Here is an 18,451-nt window from a genome sequence, read left to right on the forward strand (position 1 = left end):
TTCGTTCAGCACCGCATTTCGGCTTTCAGGCGAAGAGGTCGGCCGCCGCCAGCCGGTCGGCGATGAAGCGGCAAAAACGCGCCGCATCCGCACCATTGATCACGCGATGATCATAGCTGAGCGACAGAGGCAGCATCTGCCGCCACGCAATCCCGCCGTCATCCCCCGGGACCGGCACCGGCCGGGCGCGCGTGACGCCCAGAATGGCGACTTCGGGCGCGTTGACGATTGGCGTGAAGCCGGTCCCGCCAATATGCCCCAATGATGTCAGGGTGATGCAGCCGCCGGACATTTCCGCCATCGACAGGCCCTTGGTCCGCGCCTTGTCGGAAAGGGCGGCAACCTCCTCCGCGATCTGCGTCGCGGATTTGCGGTCGCAGTCCCGGATGACCGGCACCAGCAGGCCGCCCGGCGTGTCCACCGCCACGCCCACATGCACATATTTCTTGAGCGTCAGCATGCCGCTCGCCGGATCGAGCGAGGCGTTGAATTGCGGAAAGGCGGCCAGGCCGTCGGCCAGCGCCTTCACCAGCAGCGGCACGGCGGTCAGCTTCGTGCCGCCCGCCGCGTTATGCGCCTTGCGCCGTTCCTCCAATTGCGTGATGTCCGCATCGTCCTGATGGGTGACGTGCGGAATGGCGACCCAGTTGCGGCCCAGAAAGGCCGCGACGAATTTCTGGATCTTGCTGAGGGGGCGCTGCTCGACCTCTCCAAAGACTGAGAAGTCGCCCGTGGGCCAGGGGGCCAGACCTGCCAGGAGATCGCTCATATGCGCTCAGGCCCCGTTGGCTTGAGGAATGTGAAGCGCGGGCTTTCCATGTCGATGGAATCCGTCAGCCGCATGGTCGGCGCCGCCGCGAACACGCTATTCAGCAGGGCTGCGGGATCGTTCGTCTCAACCTCATAATCGGCAACGAACAGGCCGGTTTCGGTTCCGGTCATGTCCAGTTCCCTGTAGCGGGTACAGGACAGGATGCCCGGCAACCGGCACATCTCGACCGAATGGACCTCATCATACCAGCGGTCATATTCGGCCTCGCGCCCGGCCACCGCGCGCGAGGTGACATGCAGGATGTAGCGCATCGGGCTTAGCCGATGGTCGCCAGAAGGGTGCCGACCTCATAGGTTTCCCCGATCTGGGCGATGATCCTGAGGGTGCCGCTGGCGGGGCTTTCCACTTCCTGCGTCGATTTTTCCGATTCCAGCGCATAGAGCGGCTGGCCTTCGACGGCCTGGCCGCCATCTTCCACCAGCCATTCGGCCAGCGTGCCTTCATTCATCGAAAAGCCGATCTTGGGCAGCAATACTTCAACAGCCATTGGGAACTCCCTGAGCGATATTAGGATTTGACGAGGGCCTCTGCCGCCGCGACGATGTCGGCGGTTTGCGGGGCGAAGGCGGTTTCCAGCGGTTTGGAGAAGGGAACCGGGCAGAAAGCGCCGCCCAGCCGTCGGACCGGGGCCTTGAGCCTGCCGAACAGTTCCTCGTTCAGCACAGCCGCGATCTCCGCGCCGGCGCCAAAGGGCGTCACCGCCTCATGCACGATGATGGCGCGGCCGGTCCTGGCGACCGACTTCACCACCGTTTCCCTGTCCCACGGCGCGATGGTGCGCAGGTCGATGAGTTCGGCGGAGATGCCCGCTTCCTTCAGCTTGGCGACGGCGGGCATCGCCTCCTGGATCATGCGGGCATAGGCGATGATGGTGACGTCGCTGCCCTCGCTCAGCACATTGGCCTTGCCAATGGGCACGCGATGGCCCTTTTCCGGCGCTTCGGCGGGCGACCAGTAGGTGGGCAGATTCTCGATGAACAGCACCGGATCGGGATCGTCGATGGCGCTGCGCATCAGGCCATAGGCGTCCTTCGGGCTGGAGGGCGCGACCACCTTGATGCCCGCCGTATGCGCGAACCAGGCTTCCAGATAGTCGCAATGCTGCCCGCCGCTGGCGAAACCCGTCCCCGTCATGGTGCGGATGACGATGGGCACATGGGTCTGCCCGCCCGACATGAAGCGCAGCTTCGCCGCATGGTTGACGATCATGTCCATCGCCACGGTCGTGAAGTTCATCAGCATGATCTCGGCAATGGGCTTGAAGCCCACCAGACTGGCACCGATGGCCGCGCCGATGATCGCCTGTTCGGAAATGGGCGTGGAGCGCACGCGATGCTCGCCAAAGCGCGACGACAGCCCCTTGGTGACGCCGCAGACGCCGCCTTCCTCCGGATCGGCCAGGTCTTCGCCCAGCGCGATGACATTCTCATCCTCCTCCATGGCGTCCGCGATGGCGGCGTTGATGCCCTGGAGGATATTCGCCTTGGCGGCCTTCACAATATTTGCGGGGGCCATTGGGGTCTCGGCGTTCATCAGGCCATCTCCTCCGCGAACACGTCGCGCTTCAGTTCCTCCACGCCGGGGAAGTCGCTTGCCAGCGCGAATTCGACCGCTTCGTCGATCTCCTTCTCTATGGCGGCTTCCATTTCGGCCAATTGCTCCTCCGTCGCGACGCCGGTTTCGATGAGCTGCGCGCGGAAGCGCGGGACGGGATCGTTCGCCATCGCATCGGCCTTGCGCGCCTTGTCCATATAGGCGTCGGCATCGCCGAAGACGTGGCCGAAGAAGCGATAGGTCATCGCCTCGATCAGCGTCGGCCCCTCTCCGGCGCGGGCGCGGGCGATCGCCTCCTGCGCCACGGCGTACATTTCGAAGGGGTCGTTGCCGTCCACCCGCACGCCCGGCATGCCATAAGCGGCGGCGCGATCCGCGACCTTGACGTTGCTGGTCTTGTCATAGGCGGTGTGCTCGCCCCATTCATTGTTCTGGCACACGAAGATCACCGGCAGCTTCCAGACGGCGGCCAGATTGAGCGATTCATGGAAGGCGCCGATATTGGCCGCGCCATCCCCGAAGGAGGCGACCGTCACGCGACCGTCGCCGCGCAGCTGCGATCCCCAGGCAAGGCCGTTGGCGATGGGCATGGTGGACCCGACGATGCCGGTCGTCACCATGATGCCCTTGGCGGGATAGGTGACGTGCATCGGACCGCCCTTCCCCTTGCAGGTGCCGGTGGTGCGGCCGGCGACCTCCGCCCACAGATCCTTGAGCGGCAGGCCCTTGGCTAGCTGGTCGTGGCTGCCGCGATAGATGGTGCAGATATAATCCTCATCCGTCAGATTGACCGAAATGGCGCTGGGGATCACTTCCTGACCGCGCGGGCTGTAATAGGGCATGACCAGCCGCCCGTTCATGATGACCTTGCGCGACCGTTCGTCATTCGCCTTGATCAGCGCCATGCGGCGGTAGATCTCTAACTGTGTCGCCGCATCGGGGGTTGCCCTGTTGCTCATTTCAGACGTCCTTTCGAAAGGCCGGATTTTCGCTATACGCCGTCCAGCATCTGCCATGTTTTGGCGGGCAGGAAAGCCCCGCCCCTGCCATATCGCAATTGTGAAGGATGAGGCGGCGTCCCTATTCCGGCCGGGGACGGCGGGCGCGAAGCTCTATCCGCCCCTTGCCGAACGGCGCGTCGCGATTGGCAAGCGCTTCCTTCAATCCCTTTTCCGCCATGTCCTTGCGGAACCGGCTGCGGCGCGGGCCGGTGCTGAGATGGGCGCGGGCATCGAGTTCGGCGGCATAGCGCAGGGATTGTTTCGCCCCCGCCAGCTCCATCTGCGCATTGACGACGCGCTTGTGCGTGGCGAGTATTTCCGCGTCGACGCTGCCGATGCGGCGCACCATCTCATCCGCCTCGAAATCCAGTTCCTCGGCCGGATAGGCTTCCAGCACCATGCCGATGCGCGCCGCGTCGATGCCGCTGATCGTGTCGCCGGTGAACAGCATGCGCTTGGTCCACTGCGGACCGCAATGATAGAACCACAGGTTCGTCGGCGGCGTGCCGTTGGCGCGGGCGGCGGGGAAGCCGATCTTCGCGTCGTCGGCGGCAAGCACGATGTCGCAGGAGAAAGCGAGGTCGGTGCCGCCCGCCAGGCAATTGCCCTGCACCTTCGCCACGATCGGCTTGTGCAGGTCCAGCATGATGGAGGTCAGCTCCTGCTGCCGCTCCAGATTCCAGATGTCGTCGTCGATGGTCCCCGCGCGGCTGCGATAGGCGGCGGGATGATAGTCCGTCGCCGCGTCGGCCGCGCCGCCATAGCTGTCCGTCAGGTCGTAGCCAGCGCAGAAATCCCTGCCCTCGCCCGAAAGCAGGATGACATTGGCGTCCCGCCGGTCGTCCGCTTCCAGCAGCGCCTGATGCAATTCCTTGAGCATCTGGCCCGACAGGGCGTTGCGCTTTTCGGGGCGGTTCAGGGTGATGCGGGCCACATTGTCGCGCACCGCGAAGCTGATGCAGTCCGTCGATTTCAGCCATTTCATGCCCATGTTCCGCTCTCCAAATCCCTATCGCGCCAGCATAGCGCGCCCCGTGCCGCGCTGGCGAGGCTGGCCCCGCCGCCTATCGGCCATGTGATCCTTGCACCCTCCCCGTCTTGCCCCGTCCGGGTGGAGGGCGCAGTCCTGCCGCTTATGCAAAATGCAAAGGCGAGGATGGCGGACGTGCCGGCGGGCTTCCACCGGCTGGACCGGATGGACGATGTGATCGGCGGCTTCGACCCGGTTTACATCCGCCGGGAAGCGGACGGCCATGTGACGCTGGGCTTTCATGTCGGACAGCAGCACTGCAACCCGCGCGGCCATTGTCATGGCGGCACCTGGGCCACGATGGCCGATGTGGTCATGGGCGTGAATGTCGGGTTCGTGACAGGACTGAGCGGGCCCACCGTTTCGATGAGCATCGACTTCCTGGGCGCGGCGGCGGAAGGCCAATGGGTGGAAGGACGGGCGGAGGTTCTGCGCTGGACGCCCAATCTTGGCTTCGCGCAATGCCGCTTCAGCGCGGACGGCGAGATAGCGCTGCGCGCCAATGCGGTCTTCCGCCGCAAATTCCCGCCCCATCGCGACTTTGAATCGCTGATCGCGCGGTCGTCGGAACAGAATGGATAAGGAGAGCATCATGGGCCGTCTGTCAGGCAAGGTCGCTGTGATCATGGGCGCGACGCGGGAAGGCAATATGGGACAGGCGATCGCCCATCGCTTCCTGGAGGAAGGCGCGCATGTCGTCGTGTCCGGTCGCGGCCAGAAAGGGCTGGACGCGTTCGCCGCCGCGACCGGAGCCACCGCCATTCCGTGCGACATCCGCAGCCGCGACCAGATCCAGTCGCTGGCGGACGCGGTGCTGGCGCGGCATGGCGCGATCGACATCGCCGTCAATGCGGCGGCCATCGGCTTCCTCGCGCCCTTCGAGGAGGAGACGGAGGAGCAGATCGATTCGATCCTCTCCGTCATCTTCAAGGGCGGGCTGTTCTTCATGCAGGTGATGGTCGGCGCGATGAAGCGGGAACGGCCGGACGGAAGGGGCGGCGCGATCGTCAACATCTCTTCCGCCGTGGCCGACATCATGTCCGACGATCATTGCAGCTATATGGGCGCCAAGGCCGCGCTCAACCAGATGACGCGCTTTGTCGCCTATGAATATGGCAGGCATGGCATCCGCGCGAACATCCTGGCGCCGGGCCTGACCATCACGCCGATGCTGGGCGGGTTCAACGTGCCCGGCATGGTGGAGGCCTATGCGAAGGAATATCCGCTGGGCCGGATCACCACGGTGGAAGACATCGCCAATGCGGCGCTGTTCATGGCCAGCGACGAATGTTTCATGACGGGCCAGACCTTCCATGTGACGGGCGGGCTGACGCTGCGCCGCAATCCCACCACGGCGGAGATCATGGCCTCCATCGCGGCCCATGACGGCGCGTCGCCGCCGATGTGAGCCTGCCATGATCCGCTTCTCGCAGCCGAACGGTTGACGGTAAATCCATCCGATCGGGCGGGCAGGGATCAGACTGGCGATGATCCGGGCCGCGTGGACCCGCGACATTGACTTGCGCCATGTGGGCGCGGGAAGCTGATGGCAAGGTCTCAGGAGAGGGCAGCAATCGTGAACCAGCCAGCCGCCGCGCTACAGCCGAAGATCACCCGCAGGAAAAAGGCAGGGCCAGAGGATTTCATCCCGAAGGAAGATTATGTCAGCCGCGATTTCGCGCGGCTGGAACAACGGCGGCTCTGGCCCCGCACCTGGCAGATGGCCTGCCGCGAGGAGGAGATTCCCCGCGTCGGGGATTATGTGACCTATGACGTGCTGGACGAATCCATCATCGTCGTGCGTGTCGCGGCGGACAGGATCGCGGCCTATCATAATGCGTGCCAGCATCGCGGCCGCCGCCTGACGGAAGGGTGCGGCCATGCCGCCCGCCTGTACTGTCGTTTTCATGGCTGGTCCTGGAAGCTGGACGGCACCATCGCCCATGTGGTCGACCGCGATAATTGGGACGGCAGCCTGAAGGACGAGGACATCGCCCTGCCGCAAGTCCGGGTTGATCGCTGGGGCGGATTCGTCTTCATCTGCATGGACGGGGATGCCGAACCGCTGCTCGACTTCCTCTCGCCCATTCCGGATGTTTTCCGCAATTATCCGTTCGAGAAGATGCGCTATCGCTGGTACAAGCGCACGGGCATCGACTGCAACTGGAAGACCGCGCTGGAAGCCTTCAACGAGGGCTATCACGTCCAGACGACCCATACCCAATTGCTGCCCGTCCACGATGACGAGGCCCTGTCCTTTGCCGAGGGACGCCATGGCAGTTACCAGCTTGCGCCGGGGCGCATTTCGCTGGGCGAGCGCTCCCCCCGGCTTGCCAGCACGCAGGTCGACTATCGCCGCAACGTCCGCGACTTCGTCCTGATGCTGGAGGAGGATCTGAAAGCCTCGATCCCGCCGCACATGGCGGAACTGGCGGACCGGCTTGTCGACGAACTGCCGGAGGACGCCTCCCTGCTCGACGTGCTGATGAAATATGGCCAGATCGCCTTCGAGGCGGCGCAGGAACGCGGCATCCCCTTCCCATCGCTGACGCCGGAGGAGATCGGGCGAGCCGGGGCGGACTGGCACCTGTTCCCGAACATGGTCTTCCTGCCCGCGCCCGATGCGATGCTCGCCTATCGCGCGCGTCCCGACCGCAATGATCCGGAACGGTGCATCTTCGAAGTCTATTCGCTGGTCCTCTATCCCGAAGGACAGGAGCCGCCGCTGGAACGGCAGGAATTCAAGGATTGGCGCGATCATGACGCCTGGGGCCTGATCCTGACGCAGGATTTCGAGAATATGACCGAAGTGCAGCGGGGCATGCGCTCCACGGGCTTCACCGGATCGCGCACCAATCCCGTGCAGGAACGGAGCGTGTCGAATTTCCACCGGGCGCTGCGCGAGTTCATCGGCGCCTGACCCCAAAAGATTCAAAAGGAGAGAATATGGCTGGCAGATTGAGCGGCAAGGTCGCGATCGTCACCGGCGGCGGCCAGGGCGTGGGTCTGGGCATCGCGCAGGTTTTCCTGCGGGAAGGCGCGAAGGTGCTGATCACCGGCCGCACGCCCGACAAGCTGGAAGCGGCGGTCGCCGGCTTGAAGGCGGAGGGCGGCGAAGCGGCGTGGATCGCGGGGACCGCCGGCGTGCGCGCCGATGCGGAGGCCGCCGTCGCCAGGGCGGTCCAACTGTTCGGCGGGCTCGACATATTGGTCAACAACGCCCAGACGTCCAAACCCGGCACCATGTTCGAGGATACGGACGACGCGCTGTTCGCGCTGACGATCGAATCCGGTCTCTATGGAACGTTCCAGCATATGCAGGCGGCTGTCCCGCATATGAAGGAAAAGGGCGGATCGATCATCAATTTCGGTTCCTATGAGGGGATTCATGGCGGCGTCGGATTCGCCGCCTATGCCGCGACCAAGGAGGCCATTCGCGGCCTGTCCCGCACCGCCGCGCGGGAACTGGGCAAATATAAAGTCCGCGTCAATGTGATCTGCCCGGCCGCTCTCAGCCCCATTGCCGAACAATGGGTGAAGGACTTCCCGGAAGAAGCGGAGAAGGTCATGAAGCTGATCGCGCTCGGCTATCTGGGCGATTGCGCAGAGGACATCGGCCCTGCCGTGCTGTTCCTGGCGAGCGAGGACAGCCGTTATGTGACGGGCCAGACGATCAATGTCGACGGCGGGCAGATGATGTTGTGAGCGGGATGCTCGACCTTTCGGGCCGCACCGCCATCGTCACCGGCGCCGCTAAGGGGCTGGGCCGCGCCTATGCGCAATGGCTCGCCGCCCATGGTTGCGCCGTGGTCGTGAGCAACCGTCCGGCGCCGGACGGCTCATCCTCGGCGCGGGCCGTCGTGGAGGAGATCGTGGCGGCAGGCGGCCGGGCGGTCGCGCATGACGGGCCTGTGCAGATGCCGCAGGCCGCCGCCGAAATGGTGCGGATCGCCGGGCGGCATTTCGGCGCGCCCGACATTTTCGTCAGCAATGCGGGTGTTCAGGCGTTCCGCGATTTCGGCACGGTGACGCTGGAGGAAATGGATGCGTTGCTCGACATCAACCTGCGCGGCGTGCTGGTGGGGCTGAAGGCCGTGTGGCCCGCCATGGTGAAAGCGGGCTATGGGCGGATCGTGCTGACCGGCTCCAGCGCCGGACTGTGGGGACAGGTCGGATCGGCCGATTATGCGGCGTCCAAGGCGGCGATGGTGGGCCTCGCCCGTTCTTTGGCGATCGATGTCCCGGCTGGCGCGGACCTGTGCGTCAATGTCGTCGCTCCCGCAGCCTATACGCCTATGTCCTCGGGCAGCATTCCGGCGGAATGGGCCGACTATGCCTCGCCCGATCATGTCGCGCCGGTCGTTGGCTGGCTATGCAGCGACAGATGTTCGACCTCGGGCGGCATCTATCATGCGGGCGCAGGCCATGTCCGCCGCGTCCAGATATTGGAAGGGCCGGTTCGCCAATTGTCGGAAGGCGACATCGACAGCGTGATGCGGGGCCTGACCGCGCAGCCCGAATGGACCAGCTCTTTTGCGTCCGGCGCGGAGATCATGCCGGAACTGGTGAAGGCGATGACAGCATGACCATCGATTTTTCCGGCCAGACGGCCATCGTGACGGGAGCAGGCGGTGGCATGGGGCGCGCCTATGCGCTGGAACTGGCGCGGCGCGGCGCCGCCGTGGTCGTCAACGACTATGGCGGCGGCGTTCTGGGCGAACAGAATGGCAGTTCCGCTCCAGCCGAAGCGGTGGTCGCGGAAATCACGGCGGCGGGTGGGCAGGCGATCGCCAATGGTCTGGCGGTCGGCACGGCGGCGAATGCGCGGGCCATCGTCCAAACGGCCCTGAGTGCCTTTGGACGGATCGATGTTCTGGTCAACAATGCCGGCACGGGTATTGCCGGACCCTTCACCGCCCATGATGACGAGGCGATCGAGCGCCATTATGCGACGAACCTGATCGGTGGCCACCATCTGATGCGCGCCGCCTGGCCGCATATGGCGGCGCAGCGCCATGGCCGCATCCTCAATGTCAGTTCCAACGGCGCGCTTGGCGTCGGCGGCAATGCCCCTTATGCTGCGGCCAAGGCGGGCATGCTGGGCTTGACGCTGGACGCCGCGATTGAGGGCGGGCCGCTGGGCATAGTGGTGAATGCCGTGATGCCGACATCCTATTCCCGGCTGATCGAGCAGATACCCGATCCCTCCACGGTCGCCTGGTTCCGCGACAACCTGCCGCCCGAGAAGGTGGCGGCGGCAATGGCCTGGTTCCTGAGCCGCGATTGCACCGAGACCGGCCGCATCCTGCTGACGGGCGGCGGTCGCCTGTCGAGCCTGATCTTCGCGGAAACAGGGGAGATTTTCGACGCGGAGATCAGCGCCGAGCGGGTCGCCCAAAGGATCGGGGAGATCGGGGACGAAAGCCTGCTCACGCCCGTGCACAATCAGGCGGAAGCAGGCGCGCGCTATTTCCGCCATCTGCCCTGGACGGCCGCCGAGACGCCCGATTTCGGCCCGGACGTGGAAAGAGGCTGAGCGAGGATCAAGCGCGCCGCCGCCCGTGCAGGGTGATGTAGATGGCGGTGCCGATGATCAGCGCCGATCCCACATAGGTGCCGGGCTGCGGCCATTCGCTGAACAGCATATATCCCAGCGCCGTGGCGAAAAGGATGCGGACATAGTCGAGCGGCCCCATCAGGCTCGCTTCTCCCAAGGTCATGCCGCGAATGTAGCAGGCTTGGGACACGACGCCGAGCACGCCCATGGCGGCCAGCAGCAGCGCATCCCCGGCGGTGGGCATGCGCCAGCTGCTCCAGGCCAGCGGTGCGGTGAAGATGAGGCCCAGCAATGTCGACCAGGTGAGAAGCGACAGGTCGCTATGATCGCGCGTCATCTGCTTCACGCTGATCACCGACCAGGAGACGAGCAGCGCGGCCAGCAGCCCCTGGGCCGCCGGCCAGCCGATCAGCGAATGGGCGGAGCCGGGCGCGATGATGATCAGCACCCCGGCAAAGCCCGCCAGCGTGGCGAAGAGCCTTTGCCGATCCAGCTTTTCGCCCAGCAGCAGGGCGGCAAGCGGCACGAGGAACAGGGTGCGGGTGAAGGACAGGGCGTTCGCTTCCGCCAGTCCCAACAAGTGAAAGCTGTTGAAGGCAAGGATGATCGACAGGCTGGTGGCCGCACAGCGCAGGATCATCAGCATCGGCCGGCGCAGCATGAAAGCGCTGCGGGGCCGCCGCAGGATGAAGGGCGCCAATGCGATCAGGCCGACGCCCTGCCGCACGAAATTCTGCGTTGCCGACGAATAGTCGTCGCCCAGCAGCTTCACCAGCGCCATGGCGATGCTGTAGGCAAAGCCGGAGGCCAGCATCCACAGCGCCCCGCGCGCATTGTCGTGATACCCTTGTCCGCCACCGTTCATCCCGCCCCGTTAGACGCACTCGGAACGGGAGGATAGTTTATTCGGCAAGTATCGGTCCGGTGATTGGCGATGTGCTGATGTACCGGGATTGGATGTCGAAGCGGCTTGGCCATGCCCGCCCTCAATCATCGGCGCCGGACTCGAAGGTCCGGCGCCGGTGACGCTTCGATCAGAATTTGTAGGACAATTCCATCCCATAGGTGCGCGGTTCGCCATAGACGGAGGAGATGTAGCCGGCCTCGTTGTAGATGCCGATCACGCCCACACGATAATAGCTTTTGGTCAGGTTGTTGACGAAGGCCGCCGCGCCCAGTCCGGTACCGAAGATATTGTCCCAACCCGCGCGCAGGTTGACCAGTTCATATCCCGGTTCGGTCGCCAGCACGTCATTCTTGTCGAGATGCTGTTTGGTGCGATAGCTGACATTGGCGTTGAGGTTGATCGCGCCCGCATCGCCCGACAGGGGGATCTCATAGCTGACATTCGCGCCCATCTGATGATGGGGCGACCCGACCAGCGCGAATTCGCCCGGCTGGCGGCCTTGGCTGATCTCCACGCCGACATAGGAATAGAAGGCGCTGATGTTGAGCGGACCCGCGATGAGGCCCAGTTCCAGCTCGCCGCCATAATTTTTCTGCCGGGCGGTGTTGTCGATGATCGTGTTGACATTGCCCGCGCTGTCGATGGACGATGTCTGCTTCTGGACGTTCTTATAGTCCTGATAGAAGATGGCGAGACTGCTGGTCAGCGTGGCGCCGCCCAGCGGATGGCGCGTCTTGAGCCCCACCTCATATTCCTGCACGGTTTCCGGATCGAAGGGCTGCAATTCTTCGGTCGACGCCGCCCGCAGCGAGAAACCGCCGGAGCGGAAACCGCGCCGGGTCGAGATATAGGTCGTCAGATTCGCGTTGGGTTCATATTGCAGCGTGACGTCCCAGGTGAAGGCGTCCCATTTCTTGCTGTTGGTCTGCGGGCAGTCGGCCAGCGTCGCGGGAACGAAGGAGGTCGTGCCGGTGTCCACGCGGAACAGGCATGTGCCCAGATTGGGATAATAGGCGAAAATCCGCGCATTGCGCTTGTCGGTCGTGTAGCGGATGCCCGCCGAAACCTTGAACTGGTCGGTGAAGGCATAGGTGCCCGCCGCGAACAGCGCGAAAGTCTTCGCCTTGCCGCTGCCCGCATAGGCGTTGAGGAAAGTCGCGGCCGGAGTGTTGAGCGGCAATCCCGAGCCGGCTATCGCCAGTTCCGGGAACTGGCTGGACGTGGAACCATCCTTCCCCTTCTCGACGAAATAATAGGCGCCCAATACATAATCCAGCCGGTTCTCGATCGCCTTGCCCTGGATCTGGAATTCCTCGCTGAACTGTTCGATGCTGCGATAGCGATTGGAATTGATGAGATAGGCGGGCACGCCATCCAGGTCCATGACCTGGTCGAAGTCCAGCTTGCGATAGCCGACGATATTCTTGAAGGTGATGGTATCAAGGCTGTAGGTGGTGCGGTTCGTGACGCCCCGGTTCTTCAGCCGTTCAAAAGGCTGGGTCTGATAGGCGTCGAGCGTGCCGCCCGTTCCCGATCCCGATGCGAAGCGATAATGCGGCCGCGCCTGCTGCGCCGCGAACTGGCCGACGACGTCCGATACCGGAATGCCGAAGCCGCGCAGCGTCGCATATCCGGCGATGGCGGGCGCGGCGGGATTGGCGGCGGTGCCGACCAGCGCCGTGCCATGTTCGTTCGTCTTGATATAATCGACGATCGTATTGGATTCGAATTCAGGCGTCGGCGCGAAGCGGATCGAGGTTCGGAAGGTCTGGTAATCCTGATCGTCATAGTCGCGACCGGTCAGAACATCCCTGGTGAAGCCATCCCGCTTCCTGATCTTGCCCGCGAAACGCACGCCGAGACCTTCCGTAAGGGGCAGGTTCACCATGCCGTAAATGTCGCGCATGTCGTAATTGCCGATCTGGCCGCGCAATTCGGCATGAAAATCGTCCACCGGCTTGTTGGGTTCGATCAGCACCGCGCCGCCGGTCATGTTGCGGCCGAACAACGTGCCCTGCACGCCCTTCAGCACCTGGGTCGATTGCAGGTCGTAGAGCGCGTAGGCGAAGCCGACGCTGCGGGCCTGGACCACTTCAGCGAAATAGGTGCCGACCGGCGGATCGGTGAGCAGTTGCGATTCCTGGGTGCGCTGACCGCGAATGGCGAAGCCCAGCTCGTTCCGGCTGGTGCCCTGGTTGGTGAGGCTGAGCGAGGGCACGCGGCTTTGCAGCCCCAGCGCGTCGCTGACGCCGCTTCGCGCAAGAGAGTCGCCGCTGACGGCGGTGATCGAAATCGGCACGTCCTGCAACGCCTCCTCGCGCCGGCGGGCGGTCACGATGATGTCGGACGCCTGGGCCATGCCCGAGTCCTGCGGTGCGGCGTCCTGCGCGGCGGCTGCGGTGGCGAAGAGCGATGTGGCGGCAAGCAATGCGGACCGGAACATGGTCATCCTTCCTCTCCTGATCGTCCGGCACTGGCGCCGGTCTGGCCGCTGTTGCGGCTCTGGGGAACGATCATGTCGAAAGGATATTTTTACTCAATCGTCCCGAGCGTCGGGACGAGATTGATCGCAGTCATGATATTTGCCCGCGACCCCGTCAGCTTTCCGCGATGAAGCCATGGCCTGCGAGCGGTCCGATCCCCACGACGCCGCCATCGACCGCCAGTTCGACGCCGTTGACGAAGCGGGCCTCGTCGCTGGCGAGGAACAGCACCGCCTGCGCCACGTCCCAGGCGTCGCCCTCAATGCCGAGGGGGCTTACCTTCCGCCGCATCTCGCGCATCTCCTCGGACATGTAACGCGCTGCATGGGGCGTCATGACATGGCCGGGCGCCACGGTGTTCACGCGGATGCCGTCGCGGCCATGCAGCACGCCGATCTCGCGGGAAAGCTGCGCCATCGCCGCCTTGGACGGGCCATAGGCGATCGCCCCCATCGCCCTTATGCCCGCCAGCGAGGAGATGTTGACGATCGATCCCCCGCCGCCGCGCACCATAAGGGGAATGGCCGCCTGGCTCATCAGCATCACGCTGGTCAGATTGGTGGTCAGCGTCCGGTTCCACTGGTCCAGCGTCATGGTTTCGAGCGTGGCCGGTCCCGAAATGCCGACATTGTTGACCAATATGTCGAGCCTGCCGAATGCCGCAACGGCCGCATCGACCAGCTTTCCGCAGACGTCCGGGTCACCGACATCGCCTCCAGCCGCAACGGCGCACCCACCATCGGCTTTGATCCGTTCCACCGTTGTCTGCGCCCGCGCCGGGTCCAGATCGGCGCAAACAAGTCGTGCGCCTTCCGCTGCCATGAGCAGGGCGATGGAACGACCGATACCGACATCATCCCCTTCCGCTCCAGCGCCGGTGACGATCGCCACCTTTCCGGCAAGGCGGTCATAATGGCGGATCGGTTCGGGCATGCGGGCTCTCTCCTCGTCGGTCGCGCAGATGGACCCAAGCGCGTGATCCGTCCAGCGTGCAAGACCTGCTGTTCGCCCAGGGCGAGGCAGATTGACAGGGAGTATTTGCGCATATACCGGCTATTTTCTCTCAGTCATGGCCTTTGATTTCGCCCTTGTCGCGCTGCCCGGCGCCTATTTCAGCAGCATCGGCGCGCTCGTGGACAGCTTCCTGATCGCCCGCGACCGGGTGGAGCATGTTTTCGCCGGCGAAGACCAGATGCGCATGGAAACGAAGCTGCATATCCTCTCCGCCGACGGCGGGCCGGTCGTGCTGGGCGACGGCCGATCCTTTCCGGTCGACGGCCCCGCGAACCGGGATGAACCGATGGCTTTCATCTGGCTGCCCGCCTTCCGCGCCGGGGGGCGCGAGCCATTGGAACGCCGCCTGGCGGAGGCAGGTCCGCTGCTCGACTGGCTCCGCCGCCAATCGGCGATGGGCGCGGTGATCGGCGCCAGCGGAGCGGCTTCCACCCTGTTGATGGCGGGCGGTTTCACCGCCGATCTTGCGGTTCCGGTGGCGCGGGCGATGCAGCCGCTGACCCGCATGCTTTTCCCCCGCCAGCCGTTCGAGGAGCGGTTTGGGTTGGTGGATCACGGCCATCTGCTGATCGGCAACGGCATGGGCAACGACCTGCAACTGATCATCCGGGTGCTGGAGCGGATGATCTCCCCCGACATTGCCCGATGGCTCTCCTCGATCGTGGGGCAGGACTATGAGGAGAAGGAACTGCTGGCGCCCGACCCTTTGGTCGCCCGCGCGCAATTGTGGATCGAGCAGCGTTTCACCGGGCCGATCAACATGGCCGAACTGGCGGGGCATCTGTCGACCAGCCCGGCGACGCTCAACCGCCGCTTTCACAAGGCGCTGGGCCTGTCGCCCAAGGCCTATGTCGGGCAGCTTCGCTTTCAGGCGGCGGTGCGCATGCTCGAAAAATCCACGCGATCGGTGGACCGCATCGCGCAACTGGTCGGCTATTCGGACAGCCGACTGTTTCGGGCGATGTTCCGCCAGCATGCCGGCATGACCGCTAGCGAATGGCGGGCGAAACCGCGGCGAAAATGAAGCCTGACTGACAGGCCCCGCCCTGTTCGGGAGGGGCCTGGCCCCGATCAGCCATTGCCGCCTACGGCATGGTGGGCGGCGATCCATCCGAAAATGAAGGACGCGCCGATGCTCGCGCCCGCCGCCGGGTAGCAGCGGCCCATCACCGAAGCCGTGGAATTGCCGGTGGCGTAGAGACCCTCGATCACCGATCCGTCAGCGCGCAGGACACGGGCATTCTCGTCGGTCACGACACCGCCCGACGTGCCGACGTCGCCGGGCACGATCTCCATGACGTAGAAGGGCGGCTTGTCGATCTTGCCCAGATTGGGGTTCGGTTTGACCGTCGGATCGCCAAAGCAATTGTCATAGCCGCGCCCGCCCCGGTTGAAGTCCAGATCCTTGCCGGTCTCGCAATAACCGTTGAACTTCTCGATCTCCGCGTTCAGCCCGGCGGGATCGATGCCGGTGATGCGCGCCAGTTCCTCGATCGAATCCGCCTTCTTCATCATGCCGCTGTCCAGCCAGGACTGCGGCGTCTTGCCGGGCGGATAATAGCCCCAGGCGTAGCGCTTGCGGTGGCGGCTATCCAGGATGACATAGGCAGGCACGTCATTGCGGTACAGCCGCTGGCCATTCTCCATATAGGAGCCGCTTTCGTTCAGGATGCGGCGGCCATGGCGGTTGACGATGATGCAATGCGGCTTGGAAATGTCCGTATTATGCATGTTCGCCGGTCCGCCTTCGGGCACGACCGTGCCGGGAACCCACCAGGCCTGGTCCATCAGGTCCAGTGCGGCGCCATGTCTTTCGGCAATCTGGATCAGCTCTCCGGTGTCGCCGGGATTGGCGTTGGTCCATTCCACCGAACTGGGTTGAGGACCATATTGCTTGCGCATCTCCGCATTGCGGGAAAAACCGCCCGCATTGATCAGCACGCCATCGCGGGCGCCGATGCGCAATGTCCTGCCGCCATGCTCCGCGATGACGCCGACGATCCTGCCGTCTTCCTCGATCAGCTCGGTGACGCCATGCTCCGTGCGCATGTCGACGCCGGCCTTGTCCGCCAGCATCAGCAGACGCCCCTGCAATGCGCCACCGAAGCTGAGTATCGGTTTTCCGCGCCTGGCGACGACACGCATGCGCCATAGCAGCTTCAGCCCCTCCCACATGCCGCGGGGGGTCCGCGTGGCGAGGCCGATAATACCCGCCTTGTCCGTCGGCAGCGGCATCACCATCGGCCCGAGCCGCAGCTTGTCGAACAGCGGCCCCATCTCCCGCGCATCCAGCATCGGCGCGCCGATGGAGCGGCTGCGCGTCACGCCGCCGGGCCGGTCGTCATAATAGTCCGACCAGCCTTCGGTGTGCAGCCACTTCATGCCCTGATCTTCCAGCCATTTCAGCATGACCGGCCCGTTGCGCAGATAGGCCTCCTTGCGCTCCGGCGTGGCGCCCGGCCCGCCATCGTTGCCGACGGTCGCATCCATATAGGTGCGGGCCATCTCATGGCTGTCCTTGATGCCCTTGGCCCTGATGATGTGATTGTTGGGCACCCACAGCACGCCCCCGGACATGGCGGTGGAACCACCCAGCCTGTCGGTCTTCTCCAGGATCAGCGGCGTTTTGCCGATGGACTTCAGGTACAGCCCCGCCGCCATCGACCCGCCGCCCGAACCGATGATGACGAAGTCGGCAACCTCGTCGAACTTCGTCTCGTCCATTCAGTCCGCCTTCCCCATATAGTCATGATAGACGTGGTGGAAATTGCTGATCTCCACCTCCTGAACGGGATTGGTCCGGGCGGTCCTGAAGGCCTGCGACTTCATGCCCTTCTGCACTTCCTCCATATTCTGGAAGTCCTGCTCCAGGATGAGGCCCCAATTGAGGGCGCGCCATTGGCCGTCGCTGCCGTCGCCGCCGTCTTTCACCTCGACCTTGGGCTCGGCGCCCGGCGCGTAACGCTCCAGCACATTGACTTCGAAGATGCACTTGTCCGGGTCGTCGCCATAGGGGCGGGCGCGATAGAAGAGCACATTGGTCGCCTGTTGCAGGAAGACGAGGTTGGGGAAGATGTTCCAGTCGGTCCCCGCCTTCATCAACTGCTCCCCGCTGATCGCCGGAAAGGGACGGCCGCTCCTGGCCGATTCCTCCGCATGGAACTGGGCGAAGGCGCCGTAGAGCGCGAAGGGATCGACGCCCTCGGGCAATTCCATCAGGCGCTTGCCCGCCGCCAGCATTTCCTGCGTGGTGGTCGCCTGGAGCGTGTCCCAGATTTCCTTGTTGAACTCGTAGAAACCCTTGCGGATGTCGCCGCTCTGGTCGCTGACGCGCGGGCTGGGCAGGCCGAACAGCGCGGTCGGCGCATAGCCGAACATCGCATGTTTCCCATAGGCCTTGGAATAGGTGTAATCGTCCTGGTAGGCGAGCAGCTGGCGGTGCGTCGTCTGCACATGATAGCCCTCCATGAAGGCCTCCTGCGCGGTCTTCCAGTTGCAGGGCATGATGATGCGCTTGCGCCAGGCATAGCGCATATGCTCGATCTCGAACGGGTCGAGGATCGTCTTGGCCTCGCCCAGGAAATCCTCCAGGCTTTCGCTGTCCGGGTCCATGTTGATGAAGACCCAGCCGCCCCATTGCCCGACCTTCACCCTTTGCAGGGCAACGTCCTCGTCCGGCAGGGCATCGCCCCAGTCGTGGCGGTCGACAATCTCTGTCGGTTTGCCGTCCAGGCTCCACTGCCAGCCATGATATTTGCAGTGGAACTTGCCCATCCGGCCGCAGCCTTCCGTCAGGCGGCGGCCCCGGTGGGGGCAGACGTTGAAATAGGCGGCGATGGTCCCGTCCTTCTGGCGGACGACCGCGATCGATTCATCCGCGATGTCGTAGGTGTAGAAATCGCCGGGATTGGGAATCTCTTCGGCGCGGCAGGCGACCTGCCATATCTTGGGCCAGAGCCGTTCCTTTTCCAGCCGCACATAGTCGCGCGAAATATAGGCGTCGACCGGGATGCGATCGGCCGTCACCGCGACTTTCTGCCTCGAAACGCTGATCATTTCGTTCATTGTCCGAT

General features: G+C 64.2%; 18 protein-coding genes. 7 read left to right on the forward strand and 11 right to left on the reverse strand.

The window, feature by feature from the left end; all coding sequences use genetic code 11:
- Positions 1-25: 25 nt before the first annotated feature.
- From TZ53_RS05450 to TZ53_RS05475, 6 genes are all read right to left on the reverse strand, one after another.
- On the reverse strand, positions 26-769 hold the full coding sequence (locus TZ53_RS05450; RefSeq protein ID WP_025550267.1) for a 2-oxo acid dehydrogenase subunit E2: 744 nt from the start codon (positions 767-769) through the stop codon (positions 26-28).
- Entirely contained in the window at positions 766-1,083 is a 318-nt protein-coding gene (locus tag TZ53_RS05455) for a DUF4286 family protein (protein WP_044660663.1), read from the reverse strand. The genes TZ53_RS05450 and TZ53_RS05455 overlap by 4 nt, the downstream gene beginning before the upstream one ends.
- 5 nt (positions 1,084-1,088) lie before the next feature.
- A complete protein-coding gene (locus TZ53_RS05460) occupies positions 1,089-1,319 on the reverse strand; it encodes a biotin/lipoyl-containing protein (RefSeq protein WP_025550263.1) in 231 nt (76 codons plus the stop codon).
- Between the two features lie 20 nt (positions 1,320-1,339).
- On the reverse strand, positions 1,340-2,365 hold the full coding sequence (locus TZ53_RS05465; protein WP_170825573.1) for an alpha-ketoacid dehydrogenase subunit beta: 1,026 nt from the start codon (positions 2,363-2,365) through the stop codon (positions 1,340-1,342).
- Complete coding sequence (locus TZ53_RS05470) at positions 2,365-3,345, reverse strand: thiamine pyrophosphate-dependent dehydrogenase E1 component subunit alpha (protein ID WP_044660664.1); 981 nt, start codon at positions 3,343-3,345, stop codon at positions 2,365-2,367. The genes TZ53_RS05465 and TZ53_RS05470 overlap by 1 nt, the downstream gene beginning before the upstream one ends.
- A 121-nt stretch (positions 3,346-3,466) precedes the next feature.
- Positions 3,467-4,372 (reverse strand): crotonase/enoyl-CoA hydratase family protein, encoded by a 906-nt coding sequence (locus tag TZ53_RS05475; protein ID WP_229742582.1) that lies wholly within the window; start codon positions 4,370-4,372, stop codon positions 3,467-3,469.
- Between the two features lie 150 nt (positions 4,373-4,522).
- Between TZ53_RS05475 and TZ53_RS05480 the strand changes: the two genes are divergently transcribed.
- The 6 genes from TZ53_RS05480 to TZ53_RS05505 all read left to right on the forward strand — a co-directional run bounded on the left by TZ53_RS05480 (position 4,523) and on the right by TZ53_RS05505 (position 9,953).
- Complete coding sequence (locus TZ53_RS05480; protein ID WP_083198938.1) at positions 4,523-4,999, forward strand: PaaI family thioesterase; 477 nt, start codon at positions 4,523-4,525, stop codon at positions 4,997-4,999.
- Positions 5,000-5,009: 10 nt separating this feature from the next.
- Complete coding sequence (locus TZ53_RS05485) at positions 5,010-5,825, forward strand: SDR family NAD(P)-dependent oxidoreductase (protein WP_025550253.1); 816 nt, start codon at positions 5,010-5,012, stop codon at positions 5,823-5,825.
- Positions 5,826-5,993: 168 nt separating this feature from the next.
- A complete protein-coding gene (locus tag TZ53_RS05490) occupies positions 5,994-7,337 on the forward strand; it encodes an aromatic ring-hydroxylating dioxygenase subunit alpha (protein WP_025550251.1) in 1,344 nt (447 codons plus the stop codon).
- A gap of 26 nt (positions 7,338-7,363) precedes the next feature.
- Positions 7,364-8,122: an SDR family NAD(P)-dependent oxidoreductase gene (locus TZ53_RS05495; RefSeq protein WP_025550250.1), complete on the forward strand. Its 759-nt coding sequence runs from the start codon at positions 7,364-7,366 to the stop codon at positions 8,120-8,122.
- 5 nt (positions 8,123-8,127) lie between these two features.
- Complete coding sequence (locus TZ53_RS05500; protein WP_044660665.1) at positions 8,128-9,003, forward strand: SDR family NAD(P)-dependent oxidoreductase; 876 nt, start codon at positions 8,128-8,130, stop codon at positions 9,001-9,003.
- Entirely contained in the window at positions 9,000-9,953 is a 954-nt protein-coding gene (locus TZ53_RS05505; protein WP_044660666.1) for an SDR family NAD(P)-dependent oxidoreductase, read from the forward strand. The genes TZ53_RS05500 and TZ53_RS05505 overlap by 4 nt, the downstream gene beginning before the upstream one ends.
- A gap of 7 nt (positions 9,954-9,960) precedes the next feature.
- Here the strand turns inward: TZ53_RS05505 and TZ53_RS05510 are convergent, their stop codons facing one another.
- From TZ53_RS05510 to TZ53_RS05520, 3 genes are all read right to left on the reverse strand, one after another.
- Positions 9,961-10,839, reverse strand: a complete 879-nt coding sequence (locus tag TZ53_RS05510) for a DMT family transporter (protein ID WP_044660667.1) — start codon at positions 10,837-10,839, stop codon at positions 9,961-9,963.
- Positions 10,840-11,008: 169 nt separating this feature from the next.
- The gene (locus tag TZ53_RS05515) at positions 11,009-13,330 is read right to left on the reverse strand and encodes a TonB-dependent receptor (protein WP_044660668.1); all 2,322 of its coding nucleotides are present in this window, start codon (positions 13,328-13,330) and stop codon (positions 11,009-11,011) included.
- Between the two features lie 148 nt (positions 13,331-13,478).
- Complete coding sequence (locus tag TZ53_RS05520) at positions 13,479-14,297, reverse strand: SDR family NAD(P)-dependent oxidoreductase (RefSeq protein ID WP_025551463.1); 819 nt, start codon at positions 14,295-14,297, stop codon at positions 13,479-13,481.
- 136 nt (positions 14,298-14,433) lie between these two features.
- On the opposite strand from TZ53_RS05520, the gene TZ53_RS05525 reads away from it, so the two are divergent.
- Positions 14,434-15,402: a GlxA family transcriptional regulator gene (locus tag TZ53_RS05525; RefSeq protein WP_025551465.1), complete on the forward strand. Its 969-nt coding sequence runs from the start codon at positions 14,434-14,436 to the stop codon at positions 15,400-15,402.
- A 47-nt stretch (positions 15,403-15,449) separates the two neighbouring features.
- On the opposite strand, the gene TZ53_RS05530 is transcribed toward TZ53_RS05525, so the two are convergent.
- Positions 15,450-17,102, reverse strand: a complete 1,653-nt coding sequence (locus TZ53_RS05530) for an FAD-binding protein (protein WP_025551467.1) — start codon at positions 17,100-17,102, stop codon at positions 15,450-15,452.
- Positions 17,103-18,443, reverse strand: coding sequence for an aromatic ring-hydroxylating oxygenase subunit alpha (locus tag TZ53_RS05535; RefSeq protein WP_044660669.1), 1,341 nt, complete (start codon positions 18,441-18,443; stop codon positions 17,103-17,105).
- Positions 18,444-18,451 lie beyond the last annotated feature (8 nt).

Origin of the sequence: Sphingobium sp. YBL2 (assembly GCF_000943805.1) — a bacterium.
GTDB classification, from domain to species: Bacteria; Pseudomonadota; Alphaproteobacteria; order Sphingomonadales; family Sphingomonadaceae; genus Sphingobium; species Sphingobium fuliginis.